We start from the raw sequence: 15078 nt of genomic DNA, 5'->3' as shown, positions 1-15078 counted from the left end.
CTAGCAGAAACGCCGTTTCTCACTACCTTCCGGCGTCCCTTTAAGCTCCTCCCCTTCCATGCTATCGAAAACACTTTCCCGCCTGCCGCTGCTGGTGTTGCTGGCGGTGCTGTGCGCCTGCTCTAAGTCTGGTTCCAATGCTGGCCAGGACCCCAACGGCGAGGAAATTGACCCGTACCAGAACCTCGTGTTCCAGTTTGCCGATGCCGTGGTGACGCCCGAGTTGCAGGACCGCTGGGATACGGTGCAGGTGGTGCGCTTCGAGCCGGCCGTGCGCGGCAAGTTCAAGTGGACGTCGGACCGGGAGCTGATTTTCTCGCCCAGCACGCCGTTTAAGCCCAGCACCAACTTCACGGCCACGCTGCAAAGCTCGGCCCTGCCCGAGGGCAAGCGCAACGCCGAGCTGCCCGAGAACCGGCAGAAATTCCACACGCCCTACTTGGAAATGCAGGAGCCGCAGGCGTTCTGGGGCCGCTCCAGCCGGGCCGCCGGCACCGCCGGCACCGCCGAGATGCGCGTGGAGCTGCCCTTCAACTACACCGTAAAGCCCGCCGACGTGAAGCCCCTGCTGCGCGTGACCCAGGACGGCCAGCCCGTGGCCTTTGAGGTGAGCGGGGAGCCCGGCGAGGTGGTGCGCGTGCGCCTCAACCAGCAGGTGCGCCCCGGCACACCGCTCACCGTGGCGCTGGCCCAGGGCCTGCACGCCGTGGGCAGCGACCAGCCCAGCACCGCCGAGTACGAAACCCAGGTAACCGTGCCCGACCCCGAGGCCCTGCAGGTAACCACCATCGAAGGCTCGCTGAAAAATGCCGACCCGGTGGTGCTCATCACCACCAACCAGCCCGTCACGGCCACCGATTTGCAGAGCTACCTCACCGTGTCGCCGCAGGTGGCCTACGAGGTGGAGGAAACGGAAAACGGCGTGCGGCTGAAAGGCGGCTTTGAGGTGGGCCGCACCTACCAGATTGGCGTGAACCAGGGCCTGCGCGGGGCGCTGGGCGGAATGCTCGGGGAGGGCGTGAGTCAAACCGTGAGCTTCTCCGACGAGCGGCCCACCATCAGCTTCGGCAGTGCCGAGAAGGCCATGTACCTCGACGCGCTGGGCTCGCGCAACCTAGGCGTGCGCATCAACGAGGTAAACCAGGTGAAGGTGACCATTGCCAAGGTGTACGCCAACAACATTCAGCAGCTGCTGCGCGGCGGCAGCCAGTACGGCTACCCCGAGTACGACGGCGAGGAAGAAAGCAGCACCGATGAAAGCGGCGAGTACGTGGACCGTTCCTTTCAGTACTACGACGTGGAGAACCTGGGCAACGTGCTCACCGAGCGCACCTACACCGTGTCGGGGCTGCCGAAGGCGCAGGGGCTGCGGCTGCTGAACCTGAACTTGAAGGACCTGGAGTTTTCGGGCGGGCTGAAGGGGCTCTACATCATCAAGGTGCAGGACACCGAGCGGCAATGGCTGCAGGTGAGCAAGCTGGTGGCCGTATCGGACATCGGGCTGATTGTGAAGCAGGGCAAGGCCGGCAGCACGCTGGTGTTTGCCAACTCCATCCGCAACGCCAAACCGCTTTCCGGGGTGGAGCTGCGCTACATCAGCACCAACAACCAGGTGATGGGCACCGGCATTTCCAACGGCGACGGCGTTGCCCGCTTCGACAGCACGGCCGCCAACGGCCGCTTCAAGCTGGGTATGGTGATGGCCCAGCAGGGCAACGACTTCACCTTCCTCGACCTGGGCCGCAGCCGCGTGGAAACCTCCCGCTTCGAGGTGGGCGGGCTGCAAACCAACGCCGCCCGCTACCAAGCCTTCCTCTACGGCGACCGGGACCTGTACCGCCCCGGCGACACCATCCAGACCAACACCGTCCTGCGCACCGACGCCTGGCAGGCCCCGCCCAAGGGGCTGCCGGTGAAAATCCGGCTGCTGCTGCCCACCGGCAAGGAGTACGCCAGCCTGCAGAAAACCCTGAACGCGGCCGGCTCCTTCGAGGCCCGCTTCATCCTGCCCCCGGCCGTGATGACCGGCCTCTACACCCTGGAAGTCCTCACCGGCAACGACGTGCTGCTGACCTCACGCCAGCTCTCGGTGGAGGAGTTTATTCCGGACCGCATGAAGGTGACGGTGAAGGCCGACCGCGCCGTGGTGAAGCCCAGCCAGTCGGTTTCGGCCCTGATTACGGCCCAGAATCTGTTTGGCCCCCCGGCCGCCGACCGCAAGTTTGAAGTCGAGTTTTCGCTGAAGGAAAAGGCCTTCAAGCCGAAAGGCTACGAGCAGTACACCTTTGCCATCAACAGCGGCGAGCGGCGGCGCGGCAACTACGGCGACCTGGAATCGACGCCCATTGCCGACCGGTTCGAGAAGACCACCCGCGAAGGCACCACCGACGCCGCCGGCCGCGGCACCGCCACCTACCAGGTACCCGACTACACCGACCTGGGCACGCTGGAAGGCGCGGCCTTCACCACGGTATTCGACGAAACCGGCCGCCCGGTAAACCGCCTGGCTACCTTCGAGGTGCAGACCCAGCCGGTGCTGTTCGGCATCCGGAGTGCCGATGATCTGGTGAGCACCGGTAAGCCGCTGGCCGTGCAGCTGGTGGCCCTCACCCCGGCCGGCAAGCCCACCCAGGCCCAGGCGCAGGTGCAAATCGTGCGCCTGCTTTGGGAAACGGTGATTGAGCGACAGGGCGGCCGCTACGTGTACAACTCGCAGAAGCGGGAGGAAGTGGTGCTCAACCGCACCATTCCGGTGTACGGCAGCAGCACCTCCGATGCCAACCTGGGCTTCTCGCCCACCTACTCCGGCGAGTATGAAATCCGGGTTTCCAGGCCCGGGGCCAGCACCTACGTGGCCCGACGCGTGTACGCCTACGGCTACGGCGACACCCAGAGCAACTCCTTTGAGGTGAATAACGAGGGCGAGGTGACCATTGAGGCCGACAAGCCCAAGTACGCGCCCGGCGACGTGGCTCACCTGCTGCTGAAAACGCCCTTCCCCGGCCGCGTGCTCGTGACGGTGGAGCGGGACCGGGTGCTCGACCACTTCTACGTGACTACCGACGAGAAATCGGCCAAGGTGGACGTGCCCATCCGCGGCAACCACGTGCCCAACATCTACGTGACGGCCACCGCCATCCGCGAAATCAAGGACAACCGCCTGCCGCTCACCGTGGCCCGGGGCTTCGTGCCGCTCACGGTGGAAAAGCCCGGCGCGCGCCTGCAAGTTGCCATCAAAGCCCCCGCCCAAAGCCGCTCCCAGACCGCCCAGACCATTGAAGTGACCACCGCCCCCGGCGCGCAGGTGACGCTGGCCATGGTGGACGAGGGCATTCTGCAGATGAAGGACTACCGCACGCCCGACCCCTACGGCTACTTCTACCAGAAGCGCGCCCTGGAAGTGCAGGCCTACGACGTGTATCCCTTCCTGCTGCCCGAGCTGGGCACCAGCAGCACCGGCGGCGACGGCTACGACCTCTCGCGCCGCACCACGCCCGTGCCCAACCGCCGGGTGCGCCTGCTCGCCAAATGGAGCGGCGTACTCACCGCCGATGCCAGCGGCAAAGTGCGCTACAAGCTACAAATCCCGCAGTTCAGCGGGGCCATCCGCATCATGGCCGTAGCCTACAAAGGCGACGCCTTCGGCTCAGCCGAACATACCATGAAAGTGGCCGACCCGGTGGTTATTTCGACTGCGTTACCGCGGTTTTTGAGTCCAGGTGACACGATTGACGTGCCGGTAACGCTGACGAATACGACGAGCAAGCCTATAACTGCCGCTGTTGCAATCGGTCTTGTCGATGAAGCCAGAGATAGTAAGCTTGTAGGGTTTATTACAAGTTCGTATGGCTGGACCCGGAGTGACACTGGACCAAGTGACGCGTTAATTCTTAAGCCGAATGTGGAACGACAAGTCACATTCCGAGTCTTCGCTCGAGGAATAGGCTCAGCAAAATTTGTTACATGGATACTGTATAATCCTGATTCAAAAACTGCTTCTAGAGGGCCTTCTGAAACCATCGAGCTACCCATCCGCCCAGCATCGCCGCTGCAGAAGCGCACGGGGGCGGGCGTGGTGGCGGGCGGCGCGGCCCAGCAGCTGAACCTGCGCACCGACTTCCTGCCTTCCTCCCTGCGGAGCCAGCTGGTGGTGAGCCGCTCGCCCATGACGGAGTTTGCCAAGGACCTGCGCTACCTGCTGCAATACCCCTACGGCTGCTTGGAGCAAACCGTGTCGGCCGCCTTCCCGCAGCTCTACTACGGCGACCTGGCCGCCACCCTGGGCCAAAAAGCCGGCAAAACGGGTAAAACTGGCCTGTTTAACCCCAATTACCACGTGCAGGAAGCCATCCGCAAGGTGGAAGCCCAGCAGATGTACAACGGCAGCCTCAGCTACTGGCCCGGCGGCGACTACGACAACTGGTGGGCCACGGCCTACGCAGCGCACTTCCTGCTGGAAGCCCAGCAAGCCGGCTTCGATGTGAACAAGAACGTGCTCGATAGAGTACTCCGTTACCTGCAGGCCCGCGTCCGCAAGCGCGAAACCGAGACCTACAACATCATCCAGACCGGCGGCGTGATTCAGCCCGTCACGCTGGCCAAGAAGGAAATTGCCTACTCGCTGTACGTGCTGGCCCTGGCCGGCCGCCCCGATGCCGTGGGCCTGAACTATTACAAAGCCAACCGCAAGCTGCTGCCCGAAGATTCGCGCTGGGTGCTGGCCTGCGCCTTCGCCCTGAGCGGCAACCAGCGCAGCTACCGGGAGGCGCTGCCCACCCGCTTCGGGGTGCAGTCCATAGCCGGCCGCCAGCTCGGCGACGCCTTCTCCTCCCCCATCCGCGACGAAGCCCTGGTGCTCAACGCCCTGCTCGCCGCCGACCCCGCCAACGCCCAGGTGAACGTGCTGGCCCGCCAGCTCAGCCGCCAGGTGAAGCAGGCCAACTGGCTCAGCACCCAGGAACGCGCCTTCGCGCTGCTAGCGCTGGGCAAGCTGGCCCGCAAAAACGCCGGCAGCACCGTCACGGCCAGTCTGCTGGCCGACGGCAAGGCTATCGGCAACTTCTCGGGCAAGGACCTCACGGTAAGCAACGTGGCCAACCGCCAGTTGGCCCTGCGCACCAGCGGCCGGGGCAGCCTCTACTACTTCTGGGAAACCGAGGGCATCTCGCCCACCGGCCAGATCCGCGAGGAAGACGCTTACCTGCAGGTGCGTCGCCAGTTCCTCAACCGTACCGGCCAGCCCGTAGGCAGCCCCAGCTTCCGCCAGAACGATTTGGTAGTCGTGAAAATCACCATCCAGTCAGCTGAGTCGGCCGGTGAAGTCAAGAACGTGGCCATCACCGACCTGCTCCCCGCCGGTCTGGAAATCGAAAACCCACGCATCGGGGCCGTGCGCGACATCACCTGGGCCACCGACGCCGCCCAACCCGACTACCTCGACGTGCGCGACGACCGAATCAACCTGTTCACCACCGTCACGCCCGCGCCCAAGTCGTTCTACTACCTCTGCCGCGCCGTGAGCAAGGGCACCTTCAAGCTAGGCCCCATCAGCGCCGACGCTATGTACAACGCCGAGTACCACAGCTACGCCGGCAGCGGCACGGTGCGGGTGCGGTAAACAACAACCTGTCATCCTGAGCGGAGCGAAGGACCTTGTCATGCTGAAACGATTGTCGTTCTGACATAATAAGGTCCTTCGCTGCGCTCAGGATGACAGATTCGTACCAATTCGTTTTTACCTAATCTTCAATGACGTTTTTACTGATATGGCTTCCTTTGTCTGCTGTCGGAGGAGTATGGGCCACCTACGCAATTTCGCATAGATTCCTGCCTTCTGGCTGGCCCAGAATGATAGGATTTTCCACTAGTGCCATTTTGCTGGCATCAGGAATATTTATCGGTGGAATAGCCTGTTTTGGTGGGCTGGCCTATACATACCCTCAACAGCCTTTCTCTTCTCAGCAGTGGGCAGCGCAACCAAGCACCCGATATACCATCATACAAGATCTTGTAGAGTCAGGGTCTCTGCGTGGGCTCACTAAACCACGAACATTGCCGCTGTTAGGAAAACCAGATACCGGGGCAGACACCGACGCTTGGACGTATGAATTGGGACAGGAGCCAAGTTTTCTCGGCAGCAGCCCTGCTGTGCTTACCCTGTACTTTGAAAATGGCACAATCTATCGACACGAGTTGATTCGCCCCTAACTGCTATATCCCCTCAAACACTTCCGCCCACTCCAGCTCCACGCCGGGCAGCGTAGCTACCGGAATTGGGCCGGGCTGGTAAAACTCGCCTTGCAGCTCGTATCGGTCATTTTGCAGGGTGTACACCACCACGTTTTTCAGCCCATAATTCACCATCCAGTATTCCAGCACGCCATTTTCCTCATAGAGGTCAAATTTGGTTTTGCTGTCGTGGGCGGTGTTACCGGGGCTCAGGATTTCGATAATCCAGTCGGGGGCGCCCACGCAGCCGAACTCGTCGAGCTTGGCCGGGTCGCACACCACCCAGAGGTCGGGCTGCACCACGGTGGTAATCTGGGCGTCGCCGTTGGGCGAAGCTTTCAGCAGGCGAACATCAAACGGCGCGGCGGAACCCTGGCAGGTTTTACCGCGCAGGGTGGCTCCGATAAGCGTGTTTAGCCGAAAGGACACTTGCTGATGGCGCACGCGCGGCGCGGGACTCGTCCGGCGCACTTTGCCTCTGATCAGCTCCACTGCTCCTTCCAACCGCCACGTCAGGTAGTCGGCGTAGGTGTACGTTTTGGTGAGGTCGAGCTGGGAAATATCGGTGATGACAGCCATAGCGACAGAGCGAAAGAACAGAACGAATGTACGGTTCAAGGCCGTGTAAAGGCCCAGTATACCCCGCTTCTGTTATCCAAACCCTGTTCCCATCAACGCAACAGGCCGGCCCCAATGGAGCCGGCCTGTTGGTTGAAATGCTACCCGGTGCTTATTGCAGCACGAGGCGTTGGGTGGTAACGGCAGCGCCGCTCTTCACTTTGAACAAGTAGGTGCCCCGAGCCATGTTACCGGCGTCGAAACGTACCTGGTGCAGACCCGCTTCTTCGGTACCGGCTACCAGAGTGCGTACTTTCACGCCCAGCGTGTTATACACCTCCACGCTTACCGGGCCGGGCTGAGCCAGGTGGTAGCTGATGGTAGTAGAGCCGCTGAAGGGGTTGGGGTACGCCACGGTGCTGCGGTCCAGCAGAGTAGCAGCCGTGGTAGCCGTAGTGGTAGCCGTAGCCGTACCGCGGGCGGCGGTGGGCTGGGTCACGGCGTCGTATTGCGGGAAGGTGCGGGTTGCAATAACGGCAAAGTCGGCGCGGGTTACATTCTGGCTGGGCTTGAAGGTAGCGTGCAGCGTGGGCTGCAGGTCGTAGGGGCCCTGCTTGAGCGTGTAGTAGGCGTTGATGAGGTTCAGCTCCAGGGCCACGCTCACGTAGCCTTTGAGAGCAGCCGGAATGTTGGCCGCATCATCCACCGGAATGGCCTGACCGTTTACCTGCACCGTGAGAGGCTGGTTGTTGCGGGCCAGGGCCTGCTGCTCGAAGCCCAGGCTCTGTACCAGTGAGTACGCCAGCGACGCGCGGTTTACCTGCGCATTGGGCGAGAACGTGCCGGTGGCCGTGGGCAGCATAACACCACCCGCCTGATGAAACCGGTCGCGCTGGGCCGCGCCCTTCGCAACCACCGATTCCGTCAGGAGCACATCGGCGGCGGAGGAAACGTCGGAGAAGGAACGGGCCCCACTGAAGGGCAGCAGCTGACGGATGCCCTGGCCCATCAGCAGGTAGTCGGCCAGCTGAATGCGGGTAAGCGGGGCATCGGGACGGAAGCCGTTGCTCAGGCCATCCACCAGGCGGTTGGTAACGGCCAGCTTGATAGCGGCCTCAGCCGGGTGGCCAGTTACATCGTTCAGGTTCGTGGTGCCAGCGGCCGTCAGCAGGGAGATAGTACCGCTCACGGTTTCGGGGGCAGCCACGCCGCGTACGCCTTCTACCTGCACCTTCCACGTGCCCGCTATGGGCGAGGCCACGGCTACGCTCCGGTCGGTGGAAAGCGTGAAGGTAACGGGCGTACCGGAGCTGTAGCGCACCCCGTTGGGGTCGAGCAGCACCAGGTTGGTGAGGTTGCCGGTTTCGCCCAGGATACCCCGCGACGAAATCTTCACCTCCAAGCTATTGGTACCGGCACTAACCGGGAACGACATGCTGTTGCCGGCCGTAACGGCGGGGTTGAAGTTGATGGAGAAAGGCACCGTGGTGGTTTGCGCATTCACGCTGCTGTTGAAGCGGCGGCTGGCATTCACGGAGGAGCCATAGGTGGCAGAGCGGAAAGCCTGGTCCACGGCGGCGTAGGCATTCACATACCCTGCGCCTACTTCCCACGACTGGCGGCCGGGCATGTTGGTAGCAGTTTTCTGCAGAATTTCCTTTACCTGGTCGGGCGTCAGGTTCGGGCGGGCTTCCAGCAGCAGCGCCACAATACCAGCCACGTGCGGCGTAGCCATGGAAGTACCGCTGCTGTGGGTGTAAAACGGCACTTCTCCGGGCTGCAGCACCTCAATATCCTGCTGGGCACCCAGCGACGATACCGGCGCAATGGCGCGGGTAGACACCACATCTACCCCGGGAGCCACAATAGCGGGCTCGTTCTTGAACGTCCAGGTTTCCCCGTCCATCACAAACGTGCCCTGCTCGCCGCGCACCCCGCGGGAGGAGAAGTCGGCCAGCAGCCCGTTCCGGTCGCCGGCACCCACCGAAATAGTCCAGGGCGCAATGGCGTAGGGGTTGTGGGTGTCGGCGCCGGGGCCTTCGTTGCCGGCCGCAAACACCACCACCATGCCCCGGTCGTAGCACTTTTTGGTGGCCACGTTCAGCGGGTTGTTGGGCTCGAAGTCGCCGCTGCTACCGAAGGAGTTGCTGATGACGCGGATGTTGTACTGAAACTGATGGGTGAGGGCGTAATCAAAGCCCCCCATTGCATCGAGCACCAGCAGCGCCCCACCCGAGCCGTAGCCCAGCAGCGAGGCCCCGGGAGCCACGCCCTCGTACTTTCCGTTGGAGCGGGCCCCGGTACCGCCTACCGTACCGGCACAGTGCGTACCGTGGCCGGAGTTGGTATCGGTGTTCGGCACGCCTTCAATGTACGTTACCGGCAGCAGGGTGCTCAGGGAGTTCAGGTTCGTGGAGCCCAGCGTATTCTGTACCAGGTGGGAGCCAAACTTGATATCCTCGTGGGTGCCATCCACGCCACTATCGTTGATGAGTACCCCCACGCCCTTGCCCGATACCGGCAGGCCACCGTTGCGGGCCGTCATCTGCTTGTCGGCCCGCAGGCGCTTCACGCCCGTCAGGTGGGTATCGTCGAAGTTATAATAGTCGAGCTTTTTGTTGATGTAAAGGGAGCGGACTGCCGGGTTCTGCGCCAGCGCATCTACCTGGGCCGCCGTGGCAATAACGCCGGCTACCGGCAGGGCCTGCAGCGTAATGCCGCGCGAAATACCCAGACGCTGCAGCAAGGACAGCTGGGCAAGCCCCGGCGCACCGTTGCCGTTGAAGGTGACAATCACCTGTGCCGTCGGGTTGGCGGCCAGGGCGGTCCGCAGCTCGGGGTCGACAACAGCTTGTGCGAAGGACGCACGAACGCCGGCGCCCAGCAGCACCAGGGTGAGTAAGAACTTGTTTTTCATGTAGGGCTGTGGAAATAGAAAGGGGGTAGAAAGGTGGAGCTGCCGCTTCTGATTGTGCCCGCTGGGTGCCTTCTCCTCGACTGGCCAGGTCTGAGATAGGGCAGCGTAGCTGGTAGAATACAGCGGCAGTTTCATGTACGAGTGCCACCTCTCAGCCGGATTTCGCCCTATTGGTTATTTTTCAACGAAACAGCTTATTCATTACACTATTGACAATAAATAACCCGTTTGTTTACACATATACCCTAACGCGTATCCTATTTCATCTATTCCTAGCCGGACTCAGTTCTCCCCTATATTTGCTCCTATGAAGCGGCGCTCTGCCATTCGGCTTTTCACGGGTATCGGGGTAGTGGCACTGTTGCTGTGGAGCCTCGACCGGCTATTCCCGCTGCCGCCCGCGCCGCTGTATTCGCCCATCGTACTGGCCCAGGACGGCACCGTGCTGCATGCTTACCTCAACCCCACCCAGAAGTGGCGGATGAAGACGGAGCTGCGCGAAATCACGCCGGTGCTGCGCAAGGCCATACTGGAAAAGGAAGACCGGTGGTTTCGGTGGCACTACGGGGTAAACCCGCTGGCACTGGTGCAGGCGGCCGGCCGCAACCTGTCTGGCCGGGGCCGCACCACCGGGGCCAGCACCATTACCATGCAGGTGGCCCGGCTGCTGGAGCCCAAGGAGCGCACCCTGCCCAACAAGCTGCTGGAAATGCTGCGCGCCACGCAATTGGAGGCCCACTACAGCAAGGACGAGATTCTGCAGCTCTACCTGAACCTGGTGCCCTACGGCGGCAACGTGGAAGGCGTAAAATCGGCCGCGCTGCTCTATTTCCAGCAAACGCCCGACTACCTCTCCCTGGCGCAGACGGTGACGCTGGCCATCATTCCGAACCGCCCGCGGGGGCTGGTGCTGGGCCGCAATAACGTGGCCGTGCTGCGGGAGCGGAACCGGTGGCTGCGGCGCTTCGGGGCGGCGGGGCTGTTCCCAGCCCAGGACGTGGCCGATGCGCTGCTGGAGCCCCTGGACGTGCAGCGCCACCCCGCGCCTACGCTGGCCCCGCACCTGGCGCGGCGGCTGGTACGGCAGTTTCCGCACCAGGCCATCATCCGCAGCAGTCTGCAGCGCAGCAAGCAAAGCAAGGCCGAAGACCTCACCCGGGGCTATGTGCGCCGCCTGCGCGAGCTGGGCATTTCGCAGGCGGCCGTGCTGGTGGTGAACAACCGCACCCGGCAGGTGGAAGCTTACGTGGGCTCGGCTGATTTCCGCGACTTCGCGGGCCAGGGCCAGAACGACGGCGTGGTGGCTGTCCGCTCGCCGGGCAGCACACTCAAGCCGTTTCTCTATGCCCTGGCCCTGGACCGGGGCCTCGTGACGCCCAAGCTGCTGCTGCCCGACGTGCCTACCAACTTCCAGGGCTACCGCCCCGAGAACTTCGACAAGCGCTGCAACGGCGAGGTGACGCTGGAGCGCGCCCTGGCCTACTCGCTCAACATTCCGGCCGTGCGCGTGCTCAACCAGTTGGGCGTACCCGCCTTCACCGAAAAACTCCAGCAGGCCGGTTTTCAGAACGTGAAGCGCAACCGGGCGCAGCTGGGCCTTAGCAGCATCCTGGGCGGCTGCGGGGCGAGTCTGGAAGAGCTGACGGGCGTATATGTGACGCTAGCGAATGGGGGACGGTACGCACCGCTGCGGTTGGCCTCGCCCCCCGGCCCCCTCTCGTTCAGGGAGGGAGAGCCACGGCGGCGCGGTTCGGAATCGTCAGGCTCCCCTTCTTTGCAGGAGAGGGCGTCGGGGGGTGAGGCGCTCCTCTCCGAATCCGCTGCCTTTCTCGTAACCGACATCCTCAGCCAGCTTACCCGGCCCGATCTGCCGCTGGGAGCCGCCAGCAGTATGCGCCTGCCGAAGGTGGCCTGGAAAACCGGCACCAGCTACGGCCGCCGCGACGCCTGGAGCATCGGCTACAACCGCCAATACACCATCGGCGTGTGGGTGGGCAACTTCAGCGGGCAGGGCAGCCCCGCCCTCACCGGGGCCGACGTGGCCACGCCTTTGCTGTTCGACCTGTTCAATGCCCTGGCTTACAATGCCCCCAACGACTGGTTTGTGCCGCCCGCGGCGCTGGATTTCCGGCTGGTGTGCGCCGAAAGCGGGCGGGTGCCGGGCGAGAACTGCCCGAACCAGGTAATCGACTACTTTCTGCCCAACGTAAGCACCGGGCAACGGTGCCAGCACGTGCGGGAGGTGCTCGTGTCGGGAGATGGCAGCTACACCTACTGCCGGGCCTGCGCGCCGGCGGCTGGGTTCCGGCGGGAGCTGTACCCCAACCTGCTGCCGGAAGTGGCGGCCTACAAAGAGGCCCAGGGCCTGCCGTACCGCCGCCTGCCGCCCCACAATCCGCAGTGCCAGCGGGTGCGCGGCGGCCGGGAGCTGGCCCCTACCATCACCTCCCCCACTGCCAACACTGAGTACGTGCTCAACGCCCGCGAGCAGCAGCAGCTCCTGCTCAGCTGCACCACCGACAACGAGGTGCGTCAGGTGCACTGGTACGTGAACGACCAGTTTCTGCGCACCGCCAGGGCTACCGAGCGGGTATTTTTCCGGCCGAAGCCCGGCCCCCTCAAAATCTCCTGCGCCGACGACCACGGCCGCAACACCGACGTGCTGGTAACCGTGACGGAGCTGGAGTAGTGGGCCGTCCAGTAGCACAAACCTTGTATGTCGCACCCCCGAGCGTGAAGCCGTTGAGTAAGCCGATAGACTCCCGCATGCAATTATCCTTAACTATCATTCGTCTACTTCTAGCACTACTACTCAATGAGCGTCAAAGAGCTTTTAGTAAAAACTGGCTTATTCATTTTAGCACCAGCATTCCTTGTGTATAGCTGTTTGCGCCTGAATGAGGATGTAGTGCTTCAACGAGCGGCTGATCGGTTGTGTATTAGGTCAATTAGCAGCCCGAGTCTAACCTCCCTCACCGTAGTGGGACAGGCAGATGATGGGCGCTTGATTTATAAAAGCACTTCCGATACCTCAACTCTTCAACAGTTACGGAAGCTCGCTAAAAAGCTAAGCCCGATACGCGTGAAGCCCGGTGATTATCGTCCTTCGGTACGTCACTATACCTTACTGCTTGTGAAGGGCACCGACACTTGTCAGATGGTACTCTACAAAATGCCCGCAGGTCAAGCCGATTTACTCAACGGAGTGCAGGATACCGCTTATAAAGCACCACAGCTTACCTCTTTTCTCGACAGCGTGTTCCGCTATTTAGCCTCTAATTCAAGAGAAAATGATAGGCCAATAAAGCACTGGCTAAGCAAATGAGGACAGCAGAAGAAATACCTTTTCTGCACACTTTGATATCCTACGAATTACTGGTGATAAATGCCGTGGTATTTCATAATCAAACGGATTTGAAGACCACCTCATACGTGACGAGCGGCTACCTAATTGCCGCAATAATCACACACTTTTTCTATCCAAGAGCCGCCTATCTGCGTCGTCTTAATGTGTGTGTTAACTACCTGCATAGCTCGGCGCAACGGCTTTGCGTTTCCCGCGTAAGCTGAGCAATACCAGTACGTTTCTAAGAAGTGCTATAACCTTTCGGCAACTGCCGGGTTTAGTAGGCTTCCGCTCCTTTCATCTACCGGAACAGGGCCGGCCTTTCGGGGCTGGCTGGTCGTTTCCGGGCCCGGCGGCCCGTGCAGCCTCCCCCCGGCGGCCGGTGTCCATCAGGGCATCCTCTCTTCCGCTCTTACCGGGTTTCCCCGCCCGCCGCCCCCATACGCCGGGGGTTAGCCGCTTTCCTTTCCAATGAAACACGTACACCAGACGCTTCGGCTGCTGCTGGGCTTGCTGTGGCTGGCCCCTGCCTGGGCCACGGCCCAGCCTACTGCGCCCGTACTGCCCGCCGATACGGCCCTCTCCCTTCAACAGTGCCTGAATGTGGCTCTGATAAACCAACCATTGGTTCGGCAGGCTCGCATCGACCAGGAAATTACCCGTTCTACCAACCAGATTGCGCTGGCCGGCTGGCTACCGCAGGTAGGGTTGCAGGGAACGGCCCAGCACTATTTTCAGCTGCCCTTCACCATCTTCCCCGACCCCGCCACCGGCACGCTTACGCCCCGGCAGATTGGGGTGCGCAATGTTACTACGGTGGGCCTGAGCGGAACCCAGGCCATTTACAACAACGACGTGCTGCTGGCCGCCCGTAGCAAGCGGTTCAACAACCAGGCCGCCGAGCAGAATACGGTGAACGTGCGGATTGCTACCGTATCGGACGTAAGCAAGAGCTTCTACGACGTGCTGCTGGCCCAGCGCCAGCTGGAGGTGTTCAGCCAGGATATTGCCCGCCTCCAGCGCAACTACCGCGACGCCCGGGCCCGCTACGACACCGGCCTGGCCGACAAAACCGAATACCTGCAGGCCGAGGTGTCGCTGAACAACTCGCTGGCTGGTCGTAAGCAGGCCCAGGAAGCCATTAAGTCGCGGCTGGCGTACCTGAAGCAGCTGATGGGGTTGCCGCCCGAGCGCCGGCTGACCGTGCAGTACGATACGCTGCAGCTGGAGCTGGAAGCCTCCGCCGATACGGCTGCCGCCCTGAACATTGGCAACCGCATTGAGCTACAGCAGCTGCAAACCGAGAAATCCTTGCAGAGCCTGACGGTGGACTACTACCGCTTCGGGTTTCTGCCGTCGTTGTCGGCCTTTGCCAACTACAACTCGGTGTTTCAGAACAACTCGGCCAGCGAGCTGTACCGCACGCGCTTTCCCAATTCGTACGCGGGGCTGCAGCTGGGCCTACCCATTTTCACCGGCTTCCGGCGCCTGCAGAACGTGCGCCGGGCCCGCCTGCAAACTACCCGCCTCGACGAGGACATCACCAACACCCGCAACCAGATCAACACGGAGTATGCGACGGCACTGGCTAACTATAAGGGCCTCTATACCCAGTACCTACTGGGGAAGCGCAATCTGGAAGCGTCCAAGGAGGTGTATAACGTCATCAACCTGCAGTACCGGGAAGGCATTCGGGCCTACATCGACCTCATTGTAGCCCAGACGACCCTCCGCACTTCCCAACTCAATTACTACACCGCCCTGTTTCAGCTGCTAAGCAGTAAAGTAGACCTGCTGCGGGCCCGCGGTGAACTTCCCACGGAGTATTAAGTATCCGTTTTTTACCCCGTCATGCTGAGCGAAGCCGGAGGCGTAGTCGAAGCATCTCAACCGCTGACTAACCCCAATCGTCCGGCTCCCCCTCTCCTTTCTCAGAGAGGGGACTTGCCCCGGAGGGGTCCCGTGAGGCGCCCCGCCAGAACGAAGCGGTAGAGATGCTTCGGCTTCGCTCAGCATGACGTTCTGAAAC

At 62.1% G+C, this 15078-nt stretch carries 6 protein-coding genes; 4 read left to right on the top strand and 2 right to left on the bottom strand.

The window, feature by feature from the left end; translation table 11 throughout:
• Positions 1–58: 58 nt before the first annotated feature.
• Positions 59–5617, top strand: a complete 5559-nt coding sequence (locus tag ACN19L_RS15915) for an alpha-2-macroglobulin family protein (RefSeq protein WP_426490457.1) — start codon at positions 59–61, stop codon at positions 5615–5617.
• A 593-nt stretch (positions 5618–6210) separates the two neighbouring features.
• Here ACN19L_RS15915 and ACN19L_RS15910 read toward each other — a convergent pair.
• Entirely contained in the window at positions 6211–6807 is a 597-nt protein-coding gene (locus ACN19L_RS15910) for a Uma2 family endonuclease (protein WP_426490456.1), read from the bottom strand.
• 151 nt (positions 6808–6958) lie between these two features.
• Entirely contained in the window at positions 6959–9703 is a 2745-nt protein-coding gene (locus ACN19L_RS15905; protein ID WP_426490455.1) for a S8 family serine peptidase, read from the bottom strand.
• A gap of 307 nt (positions 9704–10010) precedes the next feature.
• Here ACN19L_RS15905 and pbpC point away from each other — a divergent pair, with 307 nt between their 5' ends.
• The 3 genes from pbpC (at position 10011) to ACN19L_RS15890 (ending at position 14879) form a co-directional block, all read left to right on the top strand.
• Positions 10011–12392 carry a penicillin-binding protein 1C gene (gene pbpC / locus ACN19L_RS15900; RefSeq protein WP_426490454.1) on the top strand — a complete coding sequence of 794 codons (2382 nt, stop codon included), beginning with the start codon at positions 10011–10013 and terminating at the stop codon, positions 12390–12392.
• A 126-nt stretch (positions 12393–12518) separates the two neighbouring features.
• Complete coding sequence (locus tag ACN19L_RS15895) at positions 12519–13028, top strand: hypothetical protein (RefSeq protein ID WP_426490453.1); 510 nt, start codon at positions 12519–12521, stop codon at positions 13026–13028.
• 492 nt (positions 13029–13520) lie between these two features.
• Positions 13521–14879 carry a TolC family protein gene (locus ACN19L_RS15890; protein WP_426490452.1) on the top strand — a complete coding sequence of 453 codons (1359 nt, stop codon included), beginning with the start codon at positions 13521–13523 and terminating at the stop codon, positions 14877–14879.
• Positions 14880–15078: the final 199 nt, after the last annotated feature.

Origin of the sequence: Hymenobacter sp. 102 (genome assembly GCF_049949205.1) — a bacterium.
Taxonomy (GTDB): Bacteria; Bacteroidota; Bacteroidia; order Cytophagales; family Hymenobacteraceae; genus Hymenobacter.
Note: the sequence above shows the minus strand (reverse complement) of the source record. Positions and strands in the feature narration are given on the sequence as shown.